The sequence below is a fragment of the Streptomyces sp. MAI_2237 genome (assembly GCF_054189285.1).
In genome coordinates this window covers 611,337-638,000 of sequence record NZ_JAJPGQ010000009.1, presented here as the reverse complement: position 1 = coordinate 638,000, position 26,664 = coordinate 611,337, and the positions used below count along the sequence as shown (strand labels likewise).

The 26,664-nt window shown below is 70.1% G+C and carries 22 protein-coding genes; 10 read left to right on the top strand and 12 right to left on the bottom strand.

Annotation, left to right across the window (positions count from 1 at the left end; genetic code table 11):
- Nucleotides 1-29: 29 nt before the first annotated feature.
- From LN251_RS38295 to LN251_RS38280, 4 genes are all read right to left on the bottom strand, one after another.
- Complete coding sequence (locus LN251_RS38295) at nucleotides 30-2,306, bottom strand: catalase (RefSeq protein ID WP_458248761.1); 2,277 nt, start codon at nucleotides 2,304-2,306, stop codon at nucleotides 30-32.
- Nucleotides 2,307-2,810: 504 nt separating this feature from the next.
- The gene (locus LN251_RS38290) at nucleotides 2,811-3,149 is read right to left on the bottom strand and encodes an STAS domain-containing protein (RefSeq protein ID WP_458248760.1); all 339 of its coding nucleotides are present in this window, start codon (nucleotides 3,147-3,149) and stop codon (nucleotides 2,811-2,813) included.
- On the bottom strand, nucleotides 3,146-4,462 hold the full coding sequence (locus LN251_RS38285; RefSeq protein WP_458249513.1) for a PP2C family protein-serine/threonine phosphatase: 1,317 nt from the start codon (nucleotides 4,460-4,462) through the stop codon (nucleotides 3,146-3,148). The genes LN251_RS38290 and LN251_RS38285 overlap by 4 nt, the downstream gene beginning before the upstream one ends.
- Nucleotides 4,462-5,265, bottom strand: a complete 804-nt coding sequence (locus LN251_RS38280) for an alpha/beta fold hydrolase (protein WP_249839152.1) — start codon at nucleotides 5,263-5,265, stop codon at nucleotides 4,462-4,464. Before LN251_RS38280 ends, LN251_RS38285 begins: the two co-directional genes overlap by 1 nt.
- Before the next feature lie 169 nt (nucleotides 5,266-5,434).
- Here LN251_RS38280 and LN251_RS38275 point away from each other — a divergent pair, with 169 nt between their 5' ends.
- Nucleotides 5,435-5,932 (top strand): pyridoxamine 5'-phosphate oxidase family protein, encoded by a 498-nt coding sequence (locus LN251_RS38275; RefSeq protein WP_458249512.1) that lies wholly within the window; start codon nucleotides 5,435-5,437, stop codon nucleotides 5,930-5,932.
- 30 nt (nucleotides 5,933-5,962) lie between these two features.
- On the opposite strand, the gene LN251_RS38270 is transcribed toward LN251_RS38275, so the two are convergent.
- Entirely contained in the window at nucleotides 5,963-6,496 is a 534-nt protein-coding gene (locus tag LN251_RS38270) for a TetR/AcrR family transcriptional regulator (RefSeq protein ID WP_458248759.1), read from the bottom strand.
- Nucleotides 6,497-6,586: 90 nt separating this feature from the next.
- Here LN251_RS38270 and LN251_RS38265 point away from each other — a divergent pair, with 90 nt between their 5' ends.
- Nucleotides 6,587-7,636 carry an aldo/keto reductase gene (locus LN251_RS38265; protein ID WP_458248758.1) on the top strand — a complete coding sequence of 350 codons (1,050 nt, stop codon included), beginning with the start codon at nucleotides 6,587-6,589 and terminating at the stop codon, nucleotides 7,634-7,636.
- A gap of 142 nt (nucleotides 7,637-7,778) precedes the next feature.
- Nucleotides 7,779-8,801 (top strand): SDR family oxidoreductase, encoded by a 1,023-nt coding sequence (locus LN251_RS38260; RefSeq protein WP_458248757.1) that lies wholly within the window; start codon nucleotides 7,779-7,781, stop codon nucleotides 8,799-8,801.
- Nucleotides 8,802-8,821: 20 nt separating this feature from the next.
- Here the strand turns inward: LN251_RS38260 and LN251_RS38255 are convergent, their stop codons facing one another.
- A complete protein-coding gene (locus LN251_RS38255; protein WP_458248756.1) occupies nucleotides 8,822-11,245 on the bottom strand; it encodes a SpoIIE family protein phosphatase in 2,424 nt (807 codons plus the stop codon).
- A gap of 206 nt (nucleotides 11,246-11,451) precedes the next feature.
- On the opposite strand from LN251_RS38255, the gene LN251_RS38250 reads away from it, so the two are divergent.
- Nucleotides 11,452-11,856, top strand: a complete 405-nt coding sequence (locus LN251_RS38250; RefSeq protein ID WP_458248755.1) for a hypothetical protein — start codon at nucleotides 11,452-11,454, stop codon at nucleotides 11,854-11,856.
- A 366-nt stretch (nucleotides 11,857-12,222) separates the two neighbouring features.
- On the opposite strand, the gene tnpA is transcribed toward LN251_RS38250, so the two are convergent.
- Nucleotides 12,223-12,651: an IS200/IS605 family transposase gene (gene tnpA / locus LN251_RS38245; RefSeq protein ID WP_458248388.1), complete on the bottom strand. Its 429-nt coding sequence runs from the start codon at nucleotides 12,649-12,651 to the stop codon at nucleotides 12,223-12,225.
- Between the two features lie 50 nt (nucleotides 12,652-12,701).
- Between tnpA and LN251_RS38240 the strand changes: the two genes are divergently transcribed.
- The gene (locus tag LN251_RS38240; protein WP_458249489.1) at nucleotides 12,702-13,832 is read left to right on the top strand and encodes an RNA-guided endonuclease InsQ/TnpB family protein; all 1,131 of its coding nucleotides are present in this window, start codon (nucleotides 12,702-12,704) and stop codon (nucleotides 13,830-13,832) included.
- 63 nt (nucleotides 13,833-13,895) lie between these two features.
- Here LN251_RS38240 and LN251_RS38235 read toward each other — a convergent pair whose 3' ends face one another.
- Both LN251_RS38235 and LN251_RS38230 read right to left on the bottom strand, forming a co-directional pair.
- Nucleotides 13,896-14,285, bottom strand: a complete 390-nt coding sequence (locus tag LN251_RS38235; RefSeq protein WP_458248754.1) for a hypothetical protein — start codon at nucleotides 14,283-14,285, stop codon at nucleotides 13,896-13,898.
- A 108-nt stretch (nucleotides 14,286-14,393) separates the two neighbouring features.
- Nucleotides 14,394-16,934 (bottom strand): discoidin domain-containing protein, encoded by a 2,541-nt coding sequence (locus tag LN251_RS38230; protein ID WP_458248753.1) that lies wholly within the window; start codon nucleotides 16,932-16,934, stop codon nucleotides 14,394-14,396.
- Between the two features lie 279 nt (nucleotides 16,935-17,213).
- On the opposite strand from LN251_RS38230, the gene LN251_RS38225 reads away from it, so the two are divergent.
- From LN251_RS38225 to LN251_RS38210, 4 genes are all read left to right on the top strand, one after another.
- Complete coding sequence (locus LN251_RS38225) at nucleotides 17,214-18,308, top strand: DUF1996 domain-containing protein (protein WP_458248752.1); 1,095 nt, start codon at nucleotides 17,214-17,216, stop codon at nucleotides 18,306-18,308.
- 12 nt (nucleotides 18,309-18,320) lie between these two features.
- Entirely contained in the window at nucleotides 18,321-20,081 is a 1,761-nt protein-coding gene (locus tag LN251_RS38220; RefSeq protein WP_458248751.1) for a discoidin domain-containing protein, read from the top strand.
- A 72-nt stretch (nucleotides 20,082-20,153) separates the two neighbouring features.
- Nucleotides 20,154-21,194 carry a LacI family DNA-binding transcriptional regulator gene (locus tag LN251_RS38215; protein ID WP_458248750.1) on the top strand — a complete coding sequence of 347 codons (1,041 nt, stop codon included), beginning with the start codon at nucleotides 20,154-20,156 and terminating at the stop codon, nucleotides 21,192-21,194.
- 179 nt (nucleotides 21,195-21,373) lie between these two features.
- Nucleotides 21,374-22,729, top strand: a complete 1,356-nt coding sequence (locus LN251_RS38210) for a beta-1,3-glucanase family protein (protein WP_458248749.1) — start codon at nucleotides 21,374-21,376, stop codon at nucleotides 22,727-22,729.
- 204 nt (nucleotides 22,730-22,933) lie between these two features.
- On the opposite strand, the gene LN251_RS38205 is transcribed toward LN251_RS38210, so the two are convergent.
- Complete coding sequence (locus LN251_RS38205) at nucleotides 22,934-23,350, bottom strand: VOC family protein (RefSeq protein ID WP_458248748.1); 417 nt, start codon at nucleotides 23,348-23,350, stop codon at nucleotides 22,934-22,936.
- A 119-nt stretch (nucleotides 23,351-23,469) separates the two neighbouring features.
- On the opposite strand from LN251_RS38205, the gene LN251_RS38200 reads away from it, so the two are divergent.
- Nucleotides 23,470-24,009 (top strand): GNAT family N-acetyltransferase, encoded by a 540-nt coding sequence (locus LN251_RS38200; RefSeq protein ID WP_458248747.1) that lies wholly within the window; start codon nucleotides 23,470-23,472, stop codon nucleotides 24,007-24,009.
- 45 nt (nucleotides 24,010-24,054) lie between these two features.
- Here the strand turns inward: LN251_RS38200 and LN251_RS38195 are convergent, their stop codons facing one another.
- Nucleotides 24,055-25,485: an FAD-dependent monooxygenase gene (locus tag LN251_RS38195; protein WP_458248746.1), complete on the bottom strand. Its 1,431-nt coding sequence runs from the start codon at nucleotides 25,483-25,485 to the stop codon at nucleotides 24,055-24,057.
- 29 nt (nucleotides 25,486-25,514) lie between these two features.
- The gene (locus LN251_RS38190) at nucleotides 25,515-26,663 is read right to left on the bottom strand and encodes a DUF6545 domain-containing protein (RefSeq protein WP_458248745.1); all 1,149 of its coding nucleotides are present in this window, start codon (nucleotides 26,661-26,663) and stop codon (nucleotides 25,515-25,517) included.
- Between the last annotated feature and the right edge of the window lies 1 nt (nucleotide 26,664).

Sequence of the window (26,664 nt, the reverse complement as noted above, 5' to 3'; positions counted from 1 at the left end):
CATTCCCGCCCGGCCCCGGTGGGCACCGGTCAGGCGGCCACGAAGCGTTCCCACACCCGGTGGGCGCCCATGAGCTCCCGCACCTGCTCCAGCGCGGCCGTCCCGCTGTCGGCGACCACGACACCCGGCGCGTCACCGGGGACGCCGGCCGCGCCGAGGGCGCTCTCGCCGCCGGCCCAGACACCGATCGCCTTGCCGTGCCGGAACGCCTCCGACAGCAGCACACCGACCCGGGGATCGGCCGCGGCGACCGCCGCGCCCGAAGGCCGGGCCTTCACGTCGCGAGCGCCGAACGCGTCGCCGCCGACCCCGGGCAGCCCGGCCACCAGCAGGGCGTCGAACTCGACGGAGCGCGCGGTGGCGTACGTCCGCTGCACCGTCACCGCCGCGTCGCCCGAGCCCAGGACGCCGCCCTTGGGCGCGACGACCAGCGGGACCATGCCGGCCTCCAGGATGGCCTCGCGCAGCGCCTGTACGGCGTCCAGATCCCCGTCCGGACCGGTCACGATGCCGACGATGCGGCCGTCCCCCGGCCAGGTGTGACCCACCTGGGAGAGCGCCGGGCTCGGCTCGACCTCCACCAGCGGCAGGCTCGCCTTCGGCGCCGGCAGGCCGAGGCCCTCCGCGACGCCTTCGCACAGCTCGGGGTCGATGTTCGCCAGGACCTGGAGCGCACGCTCCTTGACGGCCTGCTCGTAGCACTTGCCGAGTTCGAAGGTGTACGCGGCGATGATGTGCTCGCGTTCCACCGGGCTCATGCTCAGCCAGAACCGGCGGGGCTGGCTGAAGTGGTCGGCGAACGACTCGGGGGCCTCGCGCACCTTCGTCGCCTCCGGTACGCGCACCGGGGTCTCGATGTACGCGCCCGCGTCCGCTCCCGCCATGAACGGGCAGCCCCCGTCGAGGGAGTTGGGCCGGTACGGCGCCACGCCCCGGTGCACCGCCGTCTGGTGCATGCCGTCGCGCAGCATGTCGTTGACAGGGGAGTGCGGACGGTTGATGGGCAGCTGCGGGAAGTTGGGGCCGCCCAGCCGGGTGATCTGCGTGTCCAGGTAGGAGAACAGGCGCCCGGCGAGCAGCGGGTCGTCGGTGATGTCGATGCCCGGGACGAGATGGCCGACGTGGAAGGCGACCTGCTCGGTCTCGGCGAAGTAGTTCGACGGATTGCGGTTGAGCGTCAGCAGCCCGATCGGCTGCACGGGGGCGAGTTCCTCCGGCACGAGGTTCGTCGGGTCCAGCAGGTCGATGCCCTCGAAGGTCTGCTCCGGGGTGTCGGGGAAGGTCTGGATGCCCAGTTCCCACTCCGGGTAGGCGCCCGCCTCGATGGCGTCGGCGAGGTCGCGGCGGTGGAAGTCCGGATCGACGCCGCCCGCGATCTGCGCCTCCTCCCAGACCAGGGAGTGCACGCCCAGCTTCGGCTTCCAGTGGAACTTCACCAGCGTCGTCGAGCCGTCGGCCGCGACCAGCCGGAAGGTGTGGACGCCGAAGCCCTCCATCATCCGGTACGACCGCGGGATGCCCCGGTCGGACATGTTCCACAGCGTGTGATGGGTGGCCTCGGTGTGCAGGGTGACGAAGTCCCAGAAGGTGTCGTGCGCGCTCTGGGCCTGCGGGATCTCCCGGTCCGGATGCGGCTTGCCCGCGTGGATGACGTCCGGGAACTTGATCGCGTCCTGGATGAAGAAGACGGGCATGTTGTTGCCGACCAGGTCGAAGACGCCCTCGTCGGTGTAGAACTTGGTCGCGAAACCCCGCGTGTCCCGCACGGTGTCGGCCGAACCCCGCGAGCCCAGGACCGTGGAGAACCGTACGAAGACCGGTGTCTCCACGTCCTTGGCGAGGAACGCCGCCTTCGTCACGGAGGCCGCGGTGCCGTAGCCGCGGAAGATGCCGTGCGCCGCCGCGCCACGGGCGTGGACCACGCGCTCCGGGATGCGCTCGTGGTCGAAGTGCATGACCTTCTCGCGCAGGTGGTGGTCCTGCAGCAGGACGGGCCCGCGCGGACCCGCCTTGAGGGAGTGGTCGGTGTCGTACAGCCGCGTGCCCTGGGCGTCGGTCAGATAGGCGCCGGACTGGGCCATGCGCGCCTGGGCGTCACCGGTCGGCTGCCCCGTCGGGGACATGGTCTCCGGGCCGCTCTGGTCCGGCTTCGGCGGCAGCGGCTCGCGGGGCTCGGTCGGCTCGGCGACCGACGGGGACTCGGCACCCGGCTTCCCCGGGATCCCGTCCTCCGGTCCGGAGTCGCCGCCCTGGACGGCTTCGGTTACTTTCTCTGCTGCCCGCTTGAGGGGGTTGGGCTGATTCATCGATGTATCGATTCCTCTGCTCTTCACCGGCCACGGTCACCGTGGCCTAGCGCGTGGGGGGATCACTCAGGACTGGCGGGTGCGCCTCGACGGGCGAAACATGCCCGAATCCGCCGACATCGGGCCTACGGCTGCCAACGTCTCACGGCTCGATCACTCGCACACCGGGCGCGTGTCAGCGGAGTGAACCGCCCGGACAGCGAAGGTCGAACGCGGTCCGGCACGATGTCGCTCCCTTCTCCGCGCGCCCGATGGGGCTGCGCCACGACTGCGTACCCATGACGCGGAACTCAAGGCATGCGAAAAGGTGCCCGATGCGATCAAGGAGCGGAGGACGGCGAATACCGGACAGCGCGGCGACCGGAAATCCGGGAGGGCGGCTCACGCATCAGAGCGCCGCGGCGCCGGGAGCGGTCACCGGCGGGACCGGAGGCTGTTCAGGCACTGCCGGAGCGCCGCCGGGGAAACCCGCGGCGGCACAGGGCGTCAACGGTCATCCGCCGGTCACGGGCGGGTGGCGGCGTCGGTGTCGGGATAGAGGGGGATGACCTGGTCGAGGCCGACCATCCGCAGGACGCGGACCGTGTTCGGGGGGACCGCGGCGAGTGCGAGGTCGGCCTCGGCGGCCTGGGTGTGGTTGTGCGCGGTGATGAGGGCCGTGATGCCGCTGGAGTCGCAGAAGTCCATGCCGGCCAGGTCCAGGACCAGACGCTGGCCCGGCCGGATCGTGAGAGTGGTGAGCTGTTCGCGCAGCTCCGGGGCGGTGATGTAGTCGAGCGCGCCGCTGATCTCCCAGACGGGACCGGTGGAGGCGTCTCGGACGGTGATCTTCAGCGGGGTCATGGGCGGCTTCTTGTCGTCGGGCGGGCGGCGGGGCGCGCGGGTACGCCGAGGGCGAGCAGGGCGGTGTCGTCGTCCAGCCCGTCGCCGAAACCGTCGAGCAACGCGGTCAGGGCCTGGACGAGGTCGTGAGCGGGGGCACCGGCGTGCCGGGTGCCGAAGTCGAGCAGGGCGTCCTCGCCGTACAGGCTGGAGCGGTCCGTGCCGGTACGGGCTTCGGTCAGGCCGTCTGTGTAGAGCAGGAGGGTGTCGCCGGGGCAGAGCGTGGTGGCGGTCGCGGTGAAGGGGGCCTCGGGAAGGACGCCGATGAGGAGACCTCCCGGGGTCGGAAGGTACTCGGCGGTGCCGTCGGCGCGCAGGATCATCACGGGTGGATGGCCGCCGGAGGCCAGCTGCACGAAGACCTGGCCCGTGGACTCGTCGATCTCGAGGATGCCGAAGATCGCGGTGCAGTAGCGCGGGTCGCCGCCGGCGGCGTAGCGCTCGTGCAGCACCTTGTTGAGCGTGGTCAGGGTGGACCGGGGGTCGGGCTCGTGCAGGGCGGCTGCCCGCAGGGTGTAGCGGGTCAGCGAGGTGAGCGCGGCGGCCTGCGGGCCCTTGCCGCACACGTCGCCCAGGAAGAAGGCGAAGCGTTTGCCGTCCACGGGGAAGATGTCGTAGAAGTCGCCGCCGAGTTCGTCGGGCGAGGCGGTGTGGTAGTACGCGGCCGTGTCCAGTCCCGGGATGAGCGGGAGGGTGTCGGGCAGCAGCGACCGCTGGAGCACGGCGAGGGCGTCCTGGAGCCGGGCGCGGTCGGCCTCCGCCTGCCGGCGGGCCTCCTCGGCCACCGCACGGCGCCGCAGCAACTCCTCCTCGTAGGCGCGGCGGTCCCGGGCGTCGAAGAGGGTGGTGCGGATCAGCAGGGGTTTGCCCATGCTGCCGTACTTGACCACCGAGGAGGCGAGGACCGGTATGCGGTCGCCGTCGGCGTGTCGGAGGTCCAGGGCGATGCCGTTGATCGAGCCCTGCATCTGCAGCAGCGGCGCGAAGTGCGTCTCGTGGTAGAGCCTGCCGCCCACGGTCAGCAGGTCGCTGAACCGCATCCTGCCCACCACCGCCTCACGCGCCAGGCCGAGCCAGTCCAGCAGCGTCGCGTTGATCTTCGCGATGGTGCCGTCCATGAGTGTGGACAGATAGCCGCAGGGCGCGGACTCGTACAGTTCCTCGGCGCTGTCCTCCAGCAGTGCCGCGAACGCCGCGTTCGCCGTCGCCTCGCCGTCGGAGTGCCGGGGGTCGCAGGGGTCGGGCTGGTCCGGGTGCTGTCCGGAGCGGCACATCATCGCAGGGCCGCCAGAAACTCCAGGAGGGCTTGGTTGGTGGCCTCGGGCGCCGAGAGGTGCGGGCAGTGCCCGATGGCGTCGAGCGTGACCAGCGTCGAGCCGGGGATCGCCGCATGGACGAAGGCGCCGACCTCACGGGGGGCGATGGCGTCCTGGGCGCTCTCCAGCACGAGCGTGGGCACCCGCACCGTCTTCAGATCGTCGCGGGAGTCGGACAGGAACGTGGTGCGGGCGAAGACACGCGCGATGTCCGGGTCCGTGGCGCAGAAGCTGTTCTCCAGTTCCGCGCCGAGTTCGGGGCGCTCCGGATTCCCCATGATCACCGGAGCCATCGCCGCCGACCAGCCGAGATAGTTCGACTCCAGCGATCCCAGCAATTCCTCGATGTCCTGCGCACTGAACCCGCCTCGGTAGCCGTCGTCATCGATGTAGCGCGGGGACGGGGCGACCATCACGAGTGCGCCGATCCGCTCGGGAGCCATGTCGGCGGCCAGTACACCGATCATCGCACTGACCGAGTGCCCGACGAACACGGCATCACGCAGGTCGAGCGCATCACACACCTCCATGACGTCCTGGGCGTAGCCCTGCAAGGAGGCGTACCGGTCCGGGGAGAAGGCGGACAGCTCCGAACGGCCCGATCCGACGTAGTCGAACAGAACGACCCGGTACTCCGGGGCCAGCGCGGGAACGGTCGACCGCCACATGTTCTGGTCGCACCCGAATCCGTGGGCCAGTACGACCGTCCGCCCGTGCGGGTTGCCCGTGACGGTGACGTTGTTCCTGCGAGCGATGTCCATGCCGGCCAGTCTCTCAACTCCTGACCGATGCTTGTGCACCACACCGAATCTGCGCACGGTCCCCCTTTTTGTGTGCGCCGTGGATGTCGAGAACGTCCCGCCTGCTGCGTCCCAGGGGTGCGAGCGGCCGGACGGCGGCTCGAAGGAACCGACCACGGGAGTGTGGACCATGGAGCAGCGGGAGATCACCGAGATCCTGAGCCGTCCGGCCAGTCAGGAACTGCTCGCTCGCGACGTGACCCGCCTGGCCTACGTCGCCAAGGACGGCACGCCCCGCAACATCCCGATCGCGTTCACCTGGAACGGTGCACAGATCGTTCTGTGCACCACGAAGAACGCGCCGAAGCTGCCCTCGTTGCGCCGCAATCCGCAGGTCGCGCTGACGATCGACACCGAGGTGCACCCGCCCGAGATCCTGCTCCTCCGCGGCCGTGCCGAACTGGACGTCGTCGACGGCATCCCGGAGGAGTATCTGCAGATGAACGGCAGCTACCGGATGACTCCCGAGCAGCGGGTGGAGTGGGAGGCGGAGGTGCGCTCGCTCTACGACGGCATGGTCCGCATCGTCATCACACCGACCTGGGCGAAGCTGATCGACTTCGAGACCACGCTGCCCACAGCGGTGGAGGAACTGGTCCGGCAGCGAGCCGAGCGACAGTCGTCCTAGCCTCCGGTGCCCCGACAGCCGGTACGGCGGCTAGCGCGCGCGAAGGCCGTCCAGGATGAGCGTCAGCATGTGGGGAGCGCGGTCCTCGGGGGTGGAGGAGGCGCGCCAGAGGGCGCCGGTGAGCTGAAGGAAGTCGGCGGGGTCGGCGTCGCGGCGGATGGTGCCGTTCTCCTTCCCCGCGTCGAGGAGCTGGGTGAGAGCGGCGATGACGGGGCCGTAGCTCTGCTCGGCCATGGCCTGGTGGGCACCGGCGCTGAGGGCGTCGCCGAGGCCGTGCTTCTTCCGCATCGCCTCGACGAGGTCGGTGGTCCAGTGGCGGAGCGCTTCCAGTGGCGGCATGTGGAACAGCAGGTCGGGCACGGTGGCGGTGATGCGCTCCACTTCGTCCTGGTAGACGGCCAGGAGCAGCGCCTCTCGGGTGGGGAAGTTGCGGTACAGCGTGCCCGCGCCGACGCCGGCGCGCTGGGCGATCTGGTTCATCGAGACGCCGGCGTCCTCCGTGAGTGCCTCGCGGGCGGCCGCGAGGATGCGTGCCCGGTTCTCGCGGGCGTCCGAACGAACCACAGGACCTCACCTTGCCAAGCGGAGTTGCTAAGTGGAGAGCTCTCCACTACGGTTATTCGGAGAGTTCTCCACTTACTTTAGGCGGACGTCATGCACTACATCAAGCTGGGCACGACAGGCATGGACGTGTCACCGATCGCGATCGGCGCGATGACCTACGGCGAGCCCGACCGGGGACACCCCGTGTGGTCCAAGGGCGAGCAGGAGGCGCGGCCGCTCATCCGGCACGCGCTGGAGGCGGGCATCAACTTCTTCGACACCGCGAACATGTACTCGAACGGTTCCAGCGAGGAGATCCTCGGTCGCGCACTGAAGGACTTCGCCGACCGCGACGCCGTGGTCATCGCCACGAAGCTGCGCCATCCGATGCGGCTGGGTCCGAACGGGCGGGGTCTGTCACGCAAGGCGATCATGACCGAGGTCGATCATTCGCTGCGCCGCCTCGGGACCGACTACATCGACCTCTACCAGATCCACCGCAACGACCACTCCACCCCTTGGGAGGAGACGCTCGAAGCACTCAGCGACCTCGTCAGGGCCGGAAAGGTCCGCTACCTCGGCGCCTCCTCCATGCACGCCTGGGAGTTCGCGAAGGCCCTGCACCTGCAGAAGCAGAACGGCTGGGCGCGATTCGTGTCCATGCAGGACCACTACAACCTCCTGGCCCGAGAGGAGGAGCGCGAGATGATCCCGCTGTGCCTGGACGAGGGCGTCGGCACAGTCATCTGGTCGCCCCTGGCGCGCGGCCGCCTGGCCCGCGCGTGGGACGACGCCCGCTCGACGGCGCGCTCCGAGACGGACGGCCCGTACGCGGACCTGCTCTACACACCCGACCAGGAGGCGTCCAACCGTGCGGTCATCGACGCCGTCGGACGCGTCGCCGACGCTCACGGCGTCAGCCGTGCCCAGGTCGCACTCGCCTGGCTACGACGTCAGGAGGTCGTCACCGCGCCACTGGTCGGCGCCGGCTCGATCCGGCAGATCGACGAGGCGGTGGCCTCCCTTCACGTCGACCTCTCCGATGACGAGATACGTGCCCTGGAGGCCCCGTACACGCCGCGTCACGACTGGCAGGGCATCTCGGACGAAGCCGAGTTGGAGGCCATCCGCCGCCGCGTCCCCGGAATGGCCCTCGCATGAGCCCCCTTGCCGGGTCGTCACCGCTCCATGGCGCTGATCAGCCCTGCCCTCCTCGTCATCGGCCCGGCCGCCGCAAAGGGCGTCACTCGCCGCTGCCGTTGCCCGCCGGATCACCCCACGTGTCGCGAGACAGGAGACACGCATGACACAGGTACTGGTCACCGGAGGCACCGGATTCATCGGCAGTCGGTGCATCCTGTCGCTTCTGGACGCCGGCCACACCGTCCGCACCACCGTCCGCGACCTGCGCCGGGAACCGGCACTGCGCTCGTGGCTGCACACGGCTGCGCCGTTCGACGACGACCGGCTGACCGTCGTACGCGCCGATCTCGAACACCCTGACGGCTGGGACGATGCCGTCGCCGGCTCCGATTTCGTCCTGCACGTCGCCTCGCCGACGCTGCGTCGCACACCGGCGGACGACGACGCGTTGATCGTCCCGGCACGGGAAGGCGTCGTACGGGTTCTGCGGGCTGCCCGTGACGCCGGGGTGCGCCGGGTCGTCCTGACGAGTGCCTTCGGCGCCGTCGGGATCGGCCATCCTCGACGGTCGACGCCGTTCACGGAGGAGGACTGGACCGACGTCGACGCCGACATCCCGCCCTACCAGCGGTCCAAGACGCTCTCGGAGCGAGCCGCCTGGCAGTTCGTCGAGGACGAGGGCGGCGGCCTGGAACTGGCCGCGGTTCATCCCGTGGGTGTCCTCGGACCGTTGCTCGGCCCGGACGATCCGCCCTCGCTGCGCCTGGTGCGCAGGATGCTCGAAGGCCGGGTGCCCGCGTGCCCTCCCTTCGCCATGGGCTACGTCGACGTACGAGACGTCGCTGATCTGCACCTGCGGGCGATGACCGATCCGCTGGCAGCCGGTGAACGCTTCCTCGCCGTCGCCGGGCCCAGTCTCAGCGTCGTCGAGATCGCGCGCATCCTCCGTGCCCGCCTGGGGGACCGCGCCGCGAAGGCCCCCACCCGCGAGCTGCCCGTGTGGCTCGCTCGAGGTCTGGGCGTTCTGAACCCGGAGTTGCGACTGCTCAGGCACCAGCTCGGCCGGGATCTCGGCGCCACGAGTGCCAAGGCCGAGCGACTGCTGGGATGGCGGGCGCGTCCCATCGAGGACACCGTGGCGGAGACCGCCGAGAGCCTCCTCGCCCACGGCGTCGGTGCATGACGGCCGTGCGGGCGGTGCCCTCACCCCTCCGGTGAGACCGGCGGCAGGCTGATGTGGAGGGCGCAGACGTCGTCCCGGTGGTCGGGGCGGGCCAAGGCGGCGTGCAGGCGGCTCAGGCTGTCCGGGCGGGTGGTCAGTGCGGTCGTCGATGCGGTGGCCAGGGCGTCCAGGCCCGCCAACAGGTCCTGGCCGGGGTGCTCGATCAGGCCGTCGGTGAACAGCAGCAGATGATCGCCCTCCCGCAGCCGCAGGGTGGCTTCGGTGAACCGCGGGGTCGCGGTGGCGCCCAGCAGGATGCCGGTGGGGCGTTCGACGGTGTGGGCCTCGCCGTCGCGGACCAGGACGGGAGGCAGGTGTCCCGCCTGGGCCCAGGTGAGTGTGCGGTCGGCGGGGTGGTAGCGCGCCACGATCATGGTCGCGGTGGTGTGGCGCTCGCCGGGTGAGTGGATGTGCATCAGCAGGGCGTTCAGCCGCGTGAGTGCGTCGGTCAGACTGGACCCGGTGATGATCATGCCCTTGGCCGTGAAGCGCAGTTGCGCCATGGTCGCCACGGCGTTGATGCCGTGCCCCATGACGTCGCCGATCACGAAGAGCGCGTCGCCGTCGGGGAGTTCGATGGCGCTGTACCAGTCGCCGCCGACGCTGATACCCCGTTCCGCGGGGTGGTAGAAGGCGTTGGTCCACAGCCCGGCGAGCGTGACGGGACCGGTGGGCAGGGGAAGCAGGGCCTGCTGCAGGCGGGCGGCCACCTTGCGCTCGGCCTGGAGCAGGCCGCGCTGGGTGGACACCGCGCGCTCGCTGCTGAGCAGGGCGAGTTCGGCGTCGCGCTGGCCGGAGAGGTCCTGGAAGAAGCCGTGGACCTCCAGCGGTGTGCCGTCGGCGTCGACGATCGCTTCGGCGACGATGCGCAGGTGCCGTACTCCGGCGCGGGTCGTGATGCGGAAGGGCTGGTCGATGGCGGTGCCGTCACTCAGCAGCCGCTGGGCGGCCGAGGTGAGTTCGGGGAGATCCTCCGGCAGGACGCATTCGGGCAGTTGCTCCAGCCGCATGGGGCCGAGGCTCTGGTCCCGGTCGAAGATCGTGAACACATGCGGTGACCAGTTGACGGTGTCGGTGACGAGGTTCCAGTCGGCCCAGCCGAGGTTGCCCAAGCGCTGCAGGGCGGCGAGGCGTTGCTCCTGCCGGGCCGCGACGTCGTGCCGGATCCAGGAGACGACGAGGTGCTCTCCGAGCCGGGCCACCCGCAGGGAGAAGACGGAGTGCTGCGGGATGCCGGCCACCACCTCCTCGTAGGTGAACGGCTCGCCGGCGAACGGCCGGCCCGTGGCCAGAACGTCCAGGTAACCCTTCCACATCTGCGTGCCGGCGAACGTCGGGTAGCACTCCAGCACCCGCAGTCCGATCAACTGGCGGCCGGCGCGACCGGCGACGTCCACCGAGTCGGGCGCCGCGGCCTCGATGCGGAAGTCCTCCACGGTGCCGTCGGGCGCGGACAGCGGGGCGAGCAGGATCACCGATCCCGGCAGGGTGTCGAAGATCTGCTGCACGCTCTCCACGGCCGGCTTTCGCCGGGGCACCCCCGAATCCAGGGTCGCCATCCGCCCGGCGCACAGTTGCACCGCGCTCACCAGCAGTTCCCGCTCGGCGGGTGTGAAGGCCCGGTCGGTGCTGCGCAGCACGGTGACGACCTCGTCGACCTGGCCGCCCGTGTCCACGGGCAGCCAGGCGCGGGAAGGCCAGCGGGAGAGGGTGTCCTCGGGCACCGCGTACGCCTCGGACGCCTCGGGCCCCTCCGACCACAGCGGCCGGTGGCTGCGCAGCGGGTCGCGGGCGGGGGACCGGCCGCCGACGGTGAGCCGGTGCCATCGGACGGCCTCCACGCCGTCGATGCCCGCGTGCCCCGTCAGCCGTACGCCGTCATCGGTTCCGACGTAGATCAGTACGGCGCCCACCTCGACGCCGTGGGAGAGGTGCTCCAGCAGGCAGCGGGCGAGATCATGGCGGTCCTCCACGCTCGCCAGGCCCAGTCCTAGCCTGCCCAGCAGCAGCGTCGCCTCGCGGTCGGTGCCCGGGGCGGCCGTCGGCGGGGGCGGCTCCGCCGGCACCAGGTACTGATCGGAGGAGAACACCGAGCCGCCGCGGCCCGTCTCCCGGCGGCGCCGGCGACGTCGGCGGGCCGGGCGGATGGCCCCCAGCGTCAGCCAGCACTCCTCGACGAGGGTCCGGCCCTCCGCGGCACTGCGCTCGAGGAGCGTTTCGTACGCCTCCTGCGCGGAACACCCGTCCTGCACCATCACCGCGCCCTTGGCGCGTTCCAGCACCGGCATCAGCGCGGCGACCCGCTGCAGGTCGACGATCTCGGCCCGCTGCCGCGCGACCACCTTCGCCAAGGCCGAGGAGTCGGACGACGCCCCCCGCCCGGGCGGCTGTTCCCGTGACGTCACGTGTCGAGCATCGCACAGTGAGCGTCTTCGGTCAGCACGGTCCCTCTCCGTCCGTCATGGCCGGACAGGCGCCGGTCCGTCGGTCGAGCACCGTCACCTCCTCGACCGTCGCCGCAGCCGGAGGCCGTGGCCGAGGACCTGCGATGCTGGGAGACGACGTGGACCGGTCGGTGTCCGATGTCGCGGTCTCAGGGGGGACGGGCAGCATGGTGCGTCAGGACGTCGCGCGGGGCCGGGGAGGCGTGGCCGGCTGGTGCTGGTTCGCGGGCTGGCTGGCGTCGGGCGCGTGCGCGGGTGTCGGGCTGGCCGCCCTTCTGACGGTGGGTGTGCCGCTGGTGCTGCTGGCCGTGGCGGCAGCGGGATTCCTGCTGTGGAAGGGGCCGAGGAACGCGGTGGCCGGCCTGTTGGCCGGTCTGGCCGCGCCGCTCTTCCTCCTCGCCTATCTCAACCGAGACGGTCCGGGGAACGTCTGCCGTGCCGTGGCCGGCGGGCAGTCCTGCACGGACGAGTACGCCCCCGCCCCTTTCCTGGCCGCCGGACTGGTGCTGGCCGTCGCGGGTCTTGTGCTCTTCGTGGTGCTCAGCCGAAGGAGCAGTGCAGCCGGGGGCTGAGTCGGTGCCGTCGGGACGCCGGTGACCGAGGGGATGTCCGCTTTCGACGCCGGCCGCCGGTCCGCGAAGCACCAACTGATCGGGTGCACGGGCCGGTCGACGGCACGTTGACCACCGGCCGTCAGTCGGCCGTGAGGTCGCTCGGTTCCTCCCCGCGGTACGGAATCCACCGGTATCCGGGCCGGAAGGTCTCGTAGCCTGCGCTCGGGGTGAGTTCGGCGTGCAGCTTCTCGCAGAGCACGAGCCCGTGGAGGCTGCCGTCGTTCAGTATGATCTAGCGCGGAACCCCGGGCGTTCACGCCCGGGAGGAAGTGCTTCCTAACGCTGCTCTGACCGGCGCGGGCGCACGGGTCTGCATTATTGACCTCAGCTGGGACGTTTCTGGTTTTCGATGTACTCCTTGATGACGGCGAGCGGGGCGCCTCCGCACGAGGCGGCGAAGTAGGACGGCGACCAGAAGTGCTCACCCCACAGGTACTTGCGGATGTGGCCGGGGAACTCCTGCCGCAGGCGCCGGGCGGAGACACCCTTGAGGGAGCCTACGAGCCGGGAAATGGCGACCTTGGGCGGGTAGTGCACGAGCAGATGGACGTGATCGCGTTCGCCGTTGAACTCCCGCAACTCCGCGCCGAAGTCGGTGCACACGTCGCGCATGACCTCTTCGCACCGCCGAAGGATCTCGTCGGTGAACGGTCCGCGCCGGTACTTGGGGGTAAAGACCAAGTGAGCGTGCAGGGTGTAGACAACGCTACGGCCCCTGCGGATATCGGGGTTTGGCTCCCAGCGTGGTGACATAGATCAATGCTACGATCACGCCTGTGAAGATCGTGACGCAGGTCAAGCTCATGCCGGATGCCGCGCAGGCATCCGCGCTTGAGCGCACCCTGCGCACGGTCAATGACGCCGCGAACTGGGTGTCGGAGGTGGCGTTCGAGCACGGCGTGCCGCGTGAGTACGCGCTGCGCAAGCACACCTACGCCGAACTCAAAGCCCGTGGGCTGGGAGCGCAGGCCGCGCAGCACGTCATCAAGAAGGTGCGCGACTCGTACACCACGCTCAAGGCCAGCATCCGGGCCGGCAACCTCGGCAAGGAAGGCTCCAGGCGTCGGCGCAAGGCCGAGTCCAAGCCCATCACCTTTCGCCCCGAGGCCGCCCAGCCGTACGACGACCGATGCCTGAGCTGGCAGTACGACCAGCGGACCGTGTCCATCTGGACCCTGGACGGCCGGGTCAAGAACATCCGCTTCGCCTGCTGCATCGACGCCCTCAAGGTGCTCCAGGCGCACCGGCAGGGCGAATCCGACCTGATCGAGCGCGACGGCGTGTTCTACCTCGTCGCCACCTGCGACGTGCCCGAGGCCGAGAGTTACGAGCCGGACGGCTTCATCGGCGTGGACCTCGGGATCGAGAACATCGCCACCGCCTCCACCGGCTACCTCGCGGCCGGGCGGGGGCTCAACCGGTACCGCAAGCGGCAGCTTGCCCTGCGGGCCAAGCTCCAGAAGAAGCGCACCAAGAGCGCCAAGCGGCGGCTCAAGGCCCGTGCTCGCAAAGAGGCGCGGCACGCCGCCAATCAGAACCACATCATCTCCAAGACGATCGTGACCGAGGCTGAACGCACCGGGCGCGGCTTGTCCCTCGAAGAACTCAAGGGCATCCGCAACCGGGTACGGCTCCGCAAGCCCCAACGGGTCGCACTCCACTCCTGGGCCTTCGCCCAGCTCGGAGACTTCATCGTCTACAAGGCCAAGCGGGCCGGTGTGCCCGTGGTCTTCGTTGATCCTGCGTACACGTCGCAGACGTGCGCCGAGTGCGGCCACGTCGACAAGCGCAACCGTGTCGACCAGGGGCGTTTCATCTGCCGGGGGTGCGGGGTCGTTGCCCACGCCGACCGGAATGCTTCCCACAACATCGCCACCCGTGGCGAGAGTGTGTGGAATGCGGGACGTGAGTCACGCGTCCCTGCCACCCCATAGGGGTGTCTGGACGGAGGAGTCCACCCCAGCAGCCAGCTGGGCACTACCTCCAAGCCCGGTCCTTCAGGGCCGGGTCAAGTTGACTTCGTCCGACCACTCGCTTCTGAGCTCGGCGGTGTCCACGAGTGGTTCCGGGTCCCAGCCGACCTTGGCGGCGACGTATCCGCGGAACTGCGCGAGGAGTTCGTAGAGTTGGTGCCCCAGTTCGGTCAGCTCCGCCGCGGTGAGCTGGAATCTGGGCAGGCTGCCGTCCAGACCGCACCCCAAGCTGACGGCCACGGGCAGGATCGAGAGCTCGAAGTAGGAGCCTGCCTTGGTCAGCAGCGGCCGGTGGAGGGGGATGCGGTGGGTGCCGGCGCGAAGCGCCCAGGGGTGGGGGTCGACGCGGGCGGCGGCCTGTGCCGCCTCGGCGTCGTCGCCGAAGTTCACCACGAGCTCGAAACAGATCGCCACGGCTGGTGACTCTGCCCTTGCAGCGGCCCCGGTGGCAACTCCCGGCCCCCGACGGCAAGTCGGGGGCCGGAGTCGGTCAGCGGTGCGAGGCGCCGCTCGCGCCGCCGGTCACGGGAACGACGTCAGCTTCGACGGCACGGTGTTCGTCCCCGAGGTCGGGGCGCCGGCGTTGTTGACGACGTGGGCGTACTGGCCCTTGCCGCCGAGGGAGATCACCAGCACGTCGTGCAGCTTCACCCCGGCGGTGACCGGGACCTGGAAGCCGTGCGCCTGGACGATCGACGGATCGGCGGTGTAGTTGCAGTAGCTGCCCACGCCCCACGCCTCGTGCTGGGTCACGGTGTCGGCGACCTTGTAGGCCGCGTAGCCGACGATGCCGTCATGGGTGATGGCGGCGGCGTTCGGGGCGTCGTAGGCCTTCTCGTTCTGGAAGAAGATCGTGCGGCCGCGTTCGCCGCTCCACAGCACGTCGTACTTGTTGAAGTGCTCCACGAACAGCCCGGTCGCCAGGACGTCGTCGCCGTTGACGCGCAGGCCGTAGTCGGCGCGGTTGGTGTCCCAGCCGACGCCGGTGCCGTGGTCGGCGCGCCACAGCCAGGTGTGGTCGATGACGACGTCGTCGCTGTTGACGACGACGGAGTTGGTGGCGAGGCCGGGTCCGGCGCCGCCGATGCGGACGAACACGTCCTGCATGGTGGTCGGGTCGGCCGAGTGGTCGGCACTCGCGCCGGGCTGCCCGATCCGCAGCAAGGTGTCGGAGTTGACGGAGCCGGCGTCGATGAGAAAGCCGGCGAGGCGCACGCCGTCGACGTCGGCCACGTGAAGGGCGTCGATGCCGTTGTCCGGCACGAGCGTCGCCAGGCCCAGTCCGAGGACGACGGTGTCGGCGCGGGTGACGTCGATGGTCTGGTCGAGGTGGTAGACACCCGGCGTGAACAGCAGGTTGAGGCCTTGAGCCAGCGCCTGGTTGATGGTGGCGGCGGTGGCCCCCGGCTTGACGACGTAGAACTGGTCCAGCGGGATGGAAGCGCCCGCGTTCGCCGGCCACGACACCCCGCGCGCGTTGGTGCGCTTGGCGGGCACGAACACCTTGTAGGTGCTGCCGTCGAGGTAGAGGAAGGGCTTCTCGCGGGAGACGGGTGTCGTGTCCAGGGTGGTGTACGGGCCCGAGTCGAAGTTGGTCGCCGGGGCGCCCTGTACTCCGGTGAACGTCATGTTCCACACGCCGTTGGTCCAGCCGCCGACGGAGCTGTCGCGGGTGTACCACTGCTGCTGGGAGTACGGCCCGACGGTGCCGTCGATCTTGGAGTCGGCGATGTAGCCGCCGGAGGCCCAACCGTAGCCGTTCGGGGCCAGGTTGAGGCCGCCCTTGACGTGGATGCGGCGGAAGGGGGCCGCCTGCGCGACGGCCCAGCGGTCGGTGCCGTTGGACGGCGTGATGGCGAGGTTCTCCGCCGAACGCCAGAAGTTCTGCGTGGCGTTGCCGTTGAACCAGCCGGCGTCGACGGTGATGTCACCGTTGATCTGGGTGTCGTCGGGGTTGAGGCCCAGTCCCGAGATCGAGGTGTAGAAGCCGAGTTGCGCGCTGATGCCGTTGTAGGTTCCGGGCTTGAGCAGGAACTGATAGCGGCCGGTGCCGAACTGGGCCGACTCCTGCTTGGCGAAGACGTCGTCGAACTTCTGCTGCAGATTCGGGGTGTTGGGATCGACGACGATGACGTTCGGTCCGAGGTCGCCGCCGCCCTGGACCGGGGGAGTGGTGCCGCCGGTTCCGGTGTGGAGGGCCACCTCCCACAGCGAGTAGCCGTAGCCCGTGGCGCGGACGGTGCCGTTGATGCGGACATACCGTCCTGACCCGCTGACGTCGTAGGAGGCCGTGCCCCCGCTCGCGCCGGTGACGCTCTTGAGGGTGGTCCAGTTCTGGCCGTCCGTGGAGGCCTGGATCTGGAACTCCTTGGCGTAGGCGGCCTCCCAGGTCAGGTCGACCTTGCACAGGGACGTGACCGAGCCCAGGTCGACCTGCACCCACTGCGGGTCGGCGGCCTGGCTGGACCAGCGGGTGCCGGCGTCGCCGTCGAAGGCGGCGGACGCGGGGGTCCCGGCGTTCTCGGTGGAGGACGCCGTGGCCGGCCTGCCCTTCGCGGCGTTCGCGGTGTCGCACGAGGACGTGCCGGTGCCGGACGTGCCGAAGACCTGGAACTCCCAGAGGGAGTAGCCCCATTGGGTGGCCCTGTGGAGGCCGTACATCCGGACGTAGCGGCCCTGTCCGGAGACGTCGAGGCTGTCGGTGCCTCCGTCGCCGCCGGTGACGGAGGTCAGGTCGGTCCAGGTGCTGCCGTCGGCGGACGCCTGGATCTTGTAGTCCTTGCCGTAGGCCGCCTCCCAGGTGAGGACGACCTTCGAGAGGGTTGCCGTGGCGCCCAGGTCGACCTGCAGCCACTGGGTGTCGCTCGCGGCCGACGACCAGCGGGTGCCCGTGTCGCCGTCGACGGCGTCGGCGGCCGGTGTGCCGGCGTTCTCGTCGGAGGAGGAGGTCGCCGTTCTGCCCTGGGACAGGGGGAGTTCGGCCGCTGCGGCCGGGTGGGGCACGGGGAGGGCGAGCAGCGCCGCCATGGCGGCGAGCACGACGCCCATGGATCTGAGTCTCATGGAGGTCCCTGCGGGTGTGGTGGGGAAGGAACAGGTGAGGCCGCCGACGGCAGGCGGATCGACACGCCGAGGGCTGCGCTCCGACGCTTAGTTCACGTCTTGATTTAACTGATGAGTCACAACTCTCGGCAAGCCTTCGGAAGTTGAAATCTTTCCGGATCCACTTCGGTCGACTCCCTTGACATCTTGATGACATGCCCTCAACACTCCTCGGCGGGAGAGCGCTCTCCCATATCCGATCCGGCGCTCCCGACCCCCACCGCACAGGAGGAGGTCTCCATGTCACGGAGATCGAAAGGCCTGTCCGTCACGCTGATCACCGGCGCGTTCCTGCTGACCTCGCTCGGATTAGGAGGCGTGGCCGTCAGCGCCGGCCCGCCCGCGCAGCACAGCTCCGCCACCCGGGCGTTCGCGGCCACCCACTCCGGGCACGCGATGGCGGCGTCCGTCGCCACCTCACCGGAGGACCCGGACGGCGACGGCTACATCCCCGCCGATCCGCCGGTCACCGGAGTGACACCGTCCACACAGGACCCGCCGCACCGCTACTTCCACGAGTTCCAGGCCAACTGCTCGGTCACCCACACCAGGTCCGACGACCCGATCGTCTACCCGCAGCAGCCCGGCACGTCCCACGACCACACCTTCATGGGCAACACCACCACCGACGCCTACAGCACGACGGCCTCACTCGAGGCCGGCGGCACCACCTGCAAGGCTCCCGGCGACCGGTCCGGGTACTGGATGCCCACCCTCTACAACGGCGACCAGCGGATCCTCCCGGTGGGGCCGCAGGTCATCTACTACAAAGCGGGCGTCACCGACTACACCAGCGTCCGGCCCTTCCCCAAGGGCCTGCGGTTCGTCGTCGGCAGCCCGATGCAGAGCGCCGACGAGTTCCGCCACCACCCCGGCTTCGTCGAGGGCTGGGAGTGCGGTGACAGCTACTTCAACACCGAGTTCCCCGCGACCTGCCCGAACCGGGCCGACGTGCAGCTCAACATCCGCTTCCAGGCGCCCAGTTGCTGGGACGGCCGGTATCTCGACACACCCGACCACAAGAGCCACATGGCCTACCCCGTGGTCAAGCCCGGCACCAACGACAACATCTGCCCGGCCGACCACCCGGTGGCCCTGCCGATGATCGAGTTCAAGATGGCCTTCCCCGTCAACGGCGACATGTCCAAGGTGCGCCTGGCCAGCGGCGCGGGCCACACCTTCCACTACGACTTCTTCAACGTCTGGGACGCCCCCACGCTCAAGGCGCTGGTCGACCACTGCGTCGTCGGTGGGCTGCAGTGCGACGCGCGCGGCTACGACGAGACCCAGCCGGAGGCGGGCGCGGCACTCGACGAGCACTACGAACTGCCCTGAGGAGCAGCAGCGATGACCCCACGACCCCGCACACGCTCCAGAACCCGCCGCGCCGCGGCACCCCTCACCGCCGGAGCCCTGGCCGCCGGCTTCCTCGTCGCGCTGCCCGCCGCCCAGGCGCAGGCCGCCGGCAGCGTCGTCAAGGTCACCGGCGGCCAGGGTGCCTGGCAGCTGACGGTGGACGGACGGCCGTACCAGATCAAGGGCCTGACCTGGGGCCCGAGCGTCGCCGACGCCGAGAAGTACATGCCGGATCTGCAGTCCATGGGCGTCAACACCATCCGCACCTGGGGCACCGACGCCACCAGCAAGCCGCTGTTCGACTCCGCCGCCGCCCACGGCATCAAGGTCGTCGCCGGCTTCTGGCTGCAACCCGGCGGCGGCCCGGGCAGTGGCGGTTGCGTGAACTATGTGACCGACACGGCGTACAAGAACCAGATGCTCGACGAGTTCCCCCAGTGGGTCCAGACCTACAAGGACAACCCCGGCGTGCTCATGTGGGACGTCGGCAACGAGTCCGTCCTCGGCATGCAGAACTGCTACAGCGGCGATGAGTTGGAGAGACAGCGCGACGCCTACACCACACTCGTCAACGACATCACCAAGAGGATTCACGCCGTCGACCCCGACCACCCTGTCACGTCCACCGACGCCTGGGTGGGGGCATGGCCGTACTACAAGAGGAACGCGCCGGACCTCGATCTGTACGCCGTGAACTCCTACAACGCGGTCTGCGACATCAAGTCCGCCTGGGAGCAGGGGGGTTACACCAAGCCCTACATCGTCACCGAGACCGGCCCGGCAGGCGAGTGGGAGGTCCCCGACGACGCCAACGGCGTCCCGCTCGAACCCACCGACCGGGCCAAGGCCGACGGCTACACCCACGCCTGGAGTTGCGTCACCGGACACAAGGGCGTCGCGCTCGGCGCCACGATGTTCCACTACGGCACCGAGTACGACGTCGGCGGCATCTGGTTCAACCTGCTGCCGGCGGGCCAGAAACGCCTGTCGTACTACGCGGTGAAGAAGGCCTACGGCGGCGACACCACGCACGACAACACCCCGCCCGCCATCTCCGACCTGACGGTGGAGCGCGACGCGGGCAAGGTGCAGGCCGGACACGACCTCGTCCTGGACGTCAGGGCCACCGACCCCGACGGAGACCCACTCTCCTACGAGGTCCTCGACAACAGCATGTACATCGACCAGAGCAAGAACCTGGTCTCGCTGCCCTTCACCGACCTCGGTGGCGGCCGGCTGAGGGTGACCGCACCCGACCGCCCCGGCGTCTGGAAGATGTACGTCAAGGTCACCGACGGCCGGGGCAACGTCGGCGTCGAGACCCGCTCGGTCCGCGTCGTCCCACCGGTGCCGTCCGGTACCAATCTGGCGCAGGGGAGACCGGCCACCGCCTCGTCCTACCAGGCGAGTTACGGCGACTGTCCCTGCACCGCCGCCAACGCGGTCGACGGCAATCCCGCCACCCGCTGGGCCAGTGACTGGAGCGACCCGCAGTGGCTCCAGGTCGACCTGGGCGCCCGCACCACCTTCCGGCACGTCCAGCTGTACTGGGAGGCGTCGTACGCGAAGGCGTACACCATCCAGACCTCCGACGACGGACAGAACTGGCAGACGGTGCGCACCGTGTCCGACGGCAACGGCGGCATCGACGACTTCGACGTCACCGGGGCGGGCCGCTACGTGCGCGTCAACGGCACCGCGCGGGGGACCGGTTGGGGCTACTCGCTGTACGAGTTCGGCGTCTACGGCTGACCTCGGCCGGGTTCGACCCCGCCCTCGGAGAGCGCTCTACAGTGTGATCGGCGCGTCCGTTAAGGTGCCTGCATGCGCAGACGGGCCCCGACGCTGGAGGACGTCGCCCGGGAGGCCGGAGTCTCCCGGGCGACCGTGTCGCGGGTGGTCAACGGCATCCGCAACGTCGATCCGGAGATACAGGACATGGTCCGCCGGGCCATCGAACGGACGGGGTACGCGCCCAACCGGGCCGCCCGCTCCCTGGTGACCCGGCGGGCCGAGACCGTCGCCCTGGTGGTGTCCGGCGCGGGGGACACCACGGACGCCGGCCAGAACGCCTTCGCCGCGCGGGTGTTCGCCGACCCCTTCTTCGGCCGGGTGGTCGGGGGCGTCGTCGCCTTCCTGCGCCCCCGTTCCCTGCATCCCGTGCTGATGTTCGCCGAGTCCGACGACGCGCGTCACGAGGTGCTGACGTATCTGCGGCAGGGGCGCGCCGACGGTGCCCTCGTGGTCTCCACCCATGCCGAGGACCCGTTGCCCGCCCTCCTCGCCGACGCCCGCCTGCCCGCGGTGCTCTTCGCCCGCCCCTCGCGTCCGGTACCGCTCAGCTACGTCGACCTCGCGCACCGGGACGGAGGCCGCCTCGCCGCCGAGCACCTGCTCGGGCGCGGCTGCCGCCGGCTCGCCACCATCTGCGGCCCCCTGGACGTGCCCGCGAGTCAGGAACGCCTGGCGGGCTTCCGTGACACGCTTGCCCGGCACGGCCACCCGTACGTCCCGGTGGCCGAGGGCGGGTTCACCCTCGACAGCGGCGTCGCGGCCATGTCCGACCTGCTGGAGCGCCACCCCGAGACGGACGGCGTGTTCGCGGCCAACGACCTGATGGCGCAGGGCGTGTGCCAGGTCCTGCGCGAGCGCGGCCGCCGGATTCCGGAGGACGTGGCGGTCGTCGGCTTCGACGACTCCACCGTCGCCGTCACCTGCCGCCCCCAGCTGACCACCGTGCGCCAGCCGGTGGAGGAGATGGCGGCCCAGATGGCCCGGCTGCTCGACGAGCACATCCACGGCGCCCGCACCGAGGCGACCTCGGTCGTCTTCGATCCCGAACTCGTGGTGCGCGAGTCGGCGTGAGGGCGCGGAAAGGTCCGTACCGGAGGCGTCAAGGGATGTAGGGGCAGGGTCCAACCCACGGTATTTCGGCTTCAGTTGTTGACGGCGGGCACCACTGGGACTACAACCCGGAGAGAGCGCTCTCACATCTGCTGTTGCTCCACCCCCACGCACGCCGTACCGGTCTGAGGAGATCCCGCATGCAGAGTTCCGTCAGCGCACCCACCCACAGACCCCCGAGCGACACCGCACGCTCCCGCGCGGCCCTCGGTCTGGTCATCGCCCTGATCGCCGCCCTCTGCGCGGTGCTGGCCCCCTCACCCGCCCACGCCGCCGACCAGCTGCTGTCCCAGGGCAGGCCCGCCACCGCCTCCTCGACCGAGAACGGCACCTTCCCCGCGAGCGCCGCCGTCGACGGCAACACCGGCACCCGCTGGTCCTCGGCGTTCTCCGACCCGCAATGGATACGGGTCGACCTCGGATCCGTCCAGCAGCTCAGTCGCGTCAGCCTCACCTGGGAGGCCGCGTACGCGACCGCCTTCCAGATCCAGACCTCCACCGACGCCACCACCTGGACCACCGTCTACTCCACCACGACCGCCACCGGCGGCACCCAGGACATCACCGTCTCCGGCAGCGGCCGCTACGTCCGCATGTACGGCACCGCGCGCGGCACCCCGTACGGCTACTCCCTGTGGGAGTTCCAGGTCTACGGCCCCGGCGGCACCACCCCGCCGGACGACTTCTGGGGCAGCACAAGCGACATCCCCCCGGCGAGCAACGCCGTCGAGGTGAAGATCCTCAACCGCACCAACGGCAAGTACCCCGACAGCCAGGTGTATTGGAGCTTCAACGGCCAGACGCACTCCATCGCCGAGCAGCCCTACCTCGACATGCCCGCCAACTCCGCCGGCCGCATGTACTTCTACCTCGGCTCGCCCACCAGCCCCTACTACGACTTCATCGAGTTCACGGTCGGCAGCAACGTCTTCAACGGCAACACCACCCGCGTCGACGCCTTCGGCCTGAAGCTGGCCATGCGCCTGCACAGCAAGGACGGTTACGACGTGGAGGTCGGCGAGAACCGGCAGACCTTCGCCGAGGACCGCGCCACCACCTTCCAGCGCTTCACCGACGCCGTGCCGAACGAGTTCAAGGTGCTCGCTCAGACCCAGGCCCCCTACCGGATCATCGCGCCCGGCAGCGACCCGAGCTTCCGCGCGGGCGGCGCCAACGCCAACTACTTCACCTCGTACGCCCAGTCGGTGGGCGTGAACGCGGCCACCTCCGACATCTTCGGCTGCGCCGCCGCCCTGGCGGGCAACCCCGACATGTGCGCCGCGCTCAACCGTCATGTCGCCACGCTGCCGGCCTCCCAGCAGTCCGACCCGGCCCAGTTCTACAAGGCGGCACCGGCCAACTACTACGCCAAGTTCTGGCACGACAACGCCATCAACCACCTCGCCTACGGCTTCCCCTACGACGACGTGGCCGGCCAGTCCTCGTTCGTCTCCCACGCCGACCCGCAGTGGCTCCTGGTCGCCGTCGGCTGGTAGCCGGTCCGGCGCCACGGACGCCGGACGCACCCTGAGCCGCTCCCAGGTCCCGGCGCGGGAGGCCGGAACCTGGGAGCCGGGGTTCATGAGCGCAGCACGGTGACCGGGCCGTCGTACGCCTGCGCCGTCAGCGCCGGGCGGACCGGGCAGACCGAGCGGGTGGTGCGCCGGTCGCCCTCCCGGTCGTCCACCGGGGCGATCAGATCAGGATGTGCAGGGCGCTTCCTGGTCCTGCGGTGCCAAGGTGCGCAGGACGTCGAACTCGTTGCCCTCGGGGTCGGCCATGACCACCCAGCTCCGGTCCGGGCCCTGGCCCACGTCCACCTTGACGGCGCCGAGACCGAGCAATCTGGTCACCTCGTCCTCGGTGCTGCCGTCGATCGGGCTGACGTCGAGGTGGAGCCGATTCTTGACGGTCTTGCCCTCGGGCACATGGATGAACACCAGGGTGGGCGGCATCTGGCGGGCCCGGACCTCCTCGACGGTGGGCATCCACGAGCCGATCTCGACCTTGCCCTCGCTCCGGTCGATCACCTCGAAGTCCAGGACCTCGCACCAAAAGGCGGCGAGTCTCTCCGGATCGTGGCAGTCGACGGTCAACTCGGTGAACCTGCTTGTCATGCTTCTCCCCGATAGTGCGGACGGGGCTCAGCGTAGGTCGCCCGCCCGACAGATCCGGGGACTTGCCGACCACAGACGTCAATGGGGCTTGATCCGGACGCCGTTGCTACCGTGCGCGGATGGAGGAACTGGGAAGTGTGCCGTGGCCGCCGGACCCGATACGGACCGAGCGGCTGGTGCTTCGTGAGCCCGAGGCACGGGACCGCGCGGCGTTCATCGACCTGCTCGCCTCGCCGGAGGCGCACGCGTACCTCGGCGGTCCCCGCCCGCGTGCCGAGCTCGAGCGCGACACGCCTGAGGTGCCTCAGCATCGGCCCGGGAGCTTCGTCGTCGCTCTCGACGGGGCGATGATCGGCCAGATCCTGCTCAGGAGGAACCCCGGGACCGCCCGCCCGGCCGCCGCGGGGAAGGCCGACCTCGGCTATCTGTTCCTGCCGCAGGCGTGGGGGCACGGATACGCGACCGAGGCATGTGCGGCGGCACTGGACTGGCTGGAGGGCGTGCTTCCCGGTGAGCCGGTCGTGCTCACCACCCAGACCGCCAATCGCCGCTCCCTACGTCTGGCGGCGAAGCTGGGGTTCACCGAGGTGGAGAAGTTCGAGGACTGGGGCGCCGAGCAGTGGCTCGGCACACGGTGGCCCCGCAAGCCGTCCGGCTGAGTACGGTGGCGGGCCCTGGCCACCGTACTCACGCGGCGGAGGCTGTCAGGGCGTGGCGTGCGGCTGTACGGCGGCTTCCGCGAGGCGCTGAAGGACCCGCCGTTCGGAAGGGGTCAGCGGGGGCTCGGCCAGCCGGGGCAGGGGAGAGCCGTTCACCGTGGCCAGCAGGGCTCCTGGGCGCAAGGCCCGCGCCGGACCCGCCGTCAGGCCGGTGATGTCGTAGAGGGCTGCCGCCGCTTGGAGGGAGCCGGTTGCCGCTCGCGTCAGCCGGCGGGCGAACGCCGTGGTCAGCCGGTCGGCGAGCGTCGGCGTGCCGCCCTTCGCGTCCGGGTAGAGGACGTCCATCGCGACCGCGGTGGACCAGGCCGTGTCGACGTGACGGGCCGCGTCGTGGAGTACGCGACGGGCGAGGCCCGGCTGGGAGAGGCCTTGCCGGCGCAGTGCCCGCAGGAGGTCCTGCGCGCCGAGGGCGGCCACCGACATGCCCTGCCCGTAGGCCGGGTTGAAGGTCGCCAGCGCGTCGCCCAGCACGAGGAACCGCTCGGGCCACACCGGCGACTTCTCGAAGTACCGGCGGACGTTGCTGGTGCTGCGACTGACCGCGACGTCCGTGAGGGGTTCGGCGGCGGAGACGAGCTGACCGACGATCGGGTGCGGCAGGCTGAAGATGTACTTCAGGAAGCCCTGCGGGTCGCTGGGCGGCTCGCCGCCCCGGGTGCCGCCCGCACTGACCATCCACCGGTTGCCCTCGATCGGCAGCACCATGGCGCTTCTGCCGGGGCGGCCGCTGTAGGGGTTCGCCTGGAGCATGGTCAGCGGGAAGGACTCGGCACCCGCGGGAGTGCGGTAGATGCGGGTGGCGTTGGTCAGTCCGCAGTCGACCTGCCGCTCCTCGACGCCGTCGACACCGATGTCACGGAGCCAGCGCAGGTTCTGCGAACCCCGTCCGCTCGTGTCCACCACGAAGTCGGCTTCGATCCGGCTGCCGAGGTCGGAGCCGGCGCCGCTGACGCGCACCCCGCGGACGCGCCGCGCGTCGCCGATCAGCCCCTCCACGGTGGCCCGGTGGATCGAGAGGTTGGGTGCCTGTTCCGACAGGCCGTCGCGGACGACCCAGTCCAGCAGGGCACGGGTACAGGTGATCATGCGGGAGCCGTTCCACCGGTAGCGGTGGAACCAGCCGGCGTCCCCGGTGAGGGCGAGCATGCCGCTGCCCAGGGAGATCTCGCGGGCGCCCGCATCGAGGAGGCGCTCGCGCATGCCGCCCTCGAAGAGGGTCTCCATGGCGGACCACCCTCCGGCCATGAGCAGGTGGGCATGCCGGCCCTGGGGAACGCCCCGGCGGTTCTCGGGTCCGTCGGGGAGTGCGTCCCGGTCGAGCAGGAGGATCTCCGTCTCGGGCGCGGCCCGGGACAGCGCCGCTGCGGCGAGCAGACCGCCTATGCCCGCTCCGATCACGACAGCTTTCTGCGACACTCGTTCTCCTTGGTGCAGGTGAAACGTCTTCAGTGGGCGCGTACCTGGTTGGGCGTCAGGTCACGCAGCGGGCTCACGGCGAGTGCCAGCTCGACGAGATCGACGGTGAGGCGGAACTCGTCGGGGGGATCGGCGGCGCCGGTGGTCCGGCCCGAGGCCCGCAGTATCGCGTCGACGATCATCGCCTTCTCCGCGGCCACGCGGGCCTCGTCCTGGCTCTTGCCGGCCTCCAGCGCGGCACCTCGGGCGGCCTCACCGACCCCTTGGTCGAAGTGGGCCGTCAGGTCCAGCAGGGCGTCATGGATCTGTGCTTCGAGCAAGTACAGGCGGATGCTGGGCAGTTGCCGCCACAGTCGGCGCCGCGGCTCGGCCCGGGGCGTACTGGTGATGTCTTTGAGGGCGGCCCAAAGAGGCATCAGCGCCCGGTAGTTCGCCAGGCTCTGTTTCTCCGACGCGGCCGAGACCAGGCGTGGCAGGACGAAGCCCGCGGAGTAGATGAGGGCGCCGAGGGACACGGCGGGCGGCGCCACCGTGGTCGACAGGAAGTCGAGGTCGTATCCGTACCAGCGCGCGATGACCGCGGTGGCCTTGGTGAGTTCGAAGCCGAGGACGTCCAGCAGCAGTCCGGCGAGGATCAGACGCAGACCGACGCGGAGCAGACCCGTCACCTCGCCCCGTATCCACTTCAGGCAGACCACGCTCAGCACGATGGTGCTGGCCAGGTGGCCCAGCAGATAGAGAGCGATCATCTCGCGCATGTACGGGGTGTTGGCGTAGTAGGTGTCCAGGTCCCTGAGCCGCTCGGTGTCCGCGTCCGCGAGGAAGAACAGCACGATGATGGCGACGATCAGGGACGAGTAGACCGCGATGCTGAGGCGGACCATCCGGCGGACCCGGTCGGGCGGACCGCCCCGCCAGTAGATCAGCAGGATGATCAGGGAGCAGCTGAACGCGGAGATGACGCTGTACGTCAATGGCGCGCCGAAGTTGGGAATCCCCGTGGCGCTGTTGACCGCGGCCAGTGTCGCCGGCGCCGCACAGATGAAGCACACGGCGCCGAGGAACGCGGTCGCCCGCGTGGGTACCGTCAGCGGTGTCCGCGGAGTCGTGCGGGATCGGCGGATCATCATCGCGGCCACGACTAACAGCACGGCCGCCGCGTAGACGACCAGACTCATG

Excerpts from the sequence above, each read along its gene's own strand:
- LN251_RS38295 (WP_458248761.1), bottom strand. The coding sequence starts at position 2,306 with ATGAATCAGCCCAACCCCCTCAAGCGGGCAGCAGAGAAAGTAACCGAA.
- LN251_RS38290 (WP_458248760.1), bottom strand. The coding sequence starts at position 3,149 with ATGACCCCGCTGAAGATCACCGTCCGAGACGCCTCCACCGGTCCCGTC.
- LN251_RS38285 (WP_458249513.1), bottom strand. The coding sequence starts at position 4,462 with ATGTGCCGCTCCGGACAGCACCCGGACCAGCCCGACCCCTGCGACCCC.
- LN251_RS38280 (WP_249839152.1), bottom strand. The coding sequence starts at position 5,265 with ATGGACATCGCTCGCAGGAACAACGTCACCGTCACGGGCAACCCGCAC.
- LN251_RS38275 (WP_458249512.1), top strand. The coding sequence starts at position 5,435 with ATGGAGCAGCGGGAGATCACCGAGATCCTGAGCCGTCCGGCCAGTCAG.
- LN251_RS38265 (WP_458248758.1), top strand. The coding sequence starts at position 6,587 with ATGCACTACATCAAGCTGGGCACGACAGGCATGGACGTGTCACCGATC.
- LN251_RS38260 (WP_458248757.1), top strand. The coding sequence starts at position 7,779 with ATGACACAGGTACTGGTCACCGGAGGCACCGGATTCATCGGCAGTCGG.
- LN251_RS38250 (WP_458248755.1), top strand. The coding sequence starts at position 11,452 with ATGGTGCGTCAGGACGTCGCGCGGGGCCGGGGAGGCGTGGCCGGCTGG.
- tnpA (WP_458248388.1), bottom strand. The coding sequence starts at position 12,651 with ATGTCACCACGCTGGGAGCCAAACCCCGATATCCGCAGGGGCCGTAGC.
- LN251_RS38240 (WP_458249489.1), top strand. The coding sequence starts at position 12,702 with ATGCCGGATGCCGCGCAGGCATCCGCGCTTGAGCGCACCCTGCGCACG.
- LN251_RS38230 (WP_458248753.1), bottom strand. The coding sequence starts at position 16,934 with ATGAGACTCAGATCCATGGGCGTCGTGCTCGCCGCCATGGCGGCGCTG.
- LN251_RS38225 (WP_458248752.1), top strand. The coding sequence starts at position 17,214 with ATGTCACGGAGATCGAAAGGCCTGTCCGTCACGCTGATCACCGGCGCG.
- LN251_RS38220 (WP_458248751.1), top strand. The coding sequence starts at position 18,321 with ATGACCCCACGACCCCGCACACGCTCCAGAACCCGCCGCGCCGCGGCA.
- LN251_RS38215 (WP_458248750.1), top strand. The coding sequence starts at position 20,154 with ATGCGCAGACGGGCCCCGACGCTGGAGGACGTCGCCCGGGAGGCCGGA.
- LN251_RS38210 (WP_458248749.1), top strand. The coding sequence starts at position 21,374 with ATGCAGAGTTCCGTCAGCGCACCCACCCACAGACCCCCGAGCGACACC.
- LN251_RS38205 (WP_458248748.1), bottom strand. The coding sequence starts at position 23,350 with ATGACAAGCAGGTTCACCGAGTTGACCGTCGACTGCCACGATCCGGAG.
- LN251_RS38200 (WP_458248747.1), top strand. The coding sequence starts at position 23,470 with ATGGAGGAACTGGGAAGTGTGCCGTGGCCGCCGGACCCGATACGGACC.
- LN251_RS38190 (WP_458248745.1), bottom strand. The coding sequence starts at position 26,663 with ATGAGTCTGGTCGTCTACGCGGCGGCCGTGCTGTTAGTCGTGGCCGCG.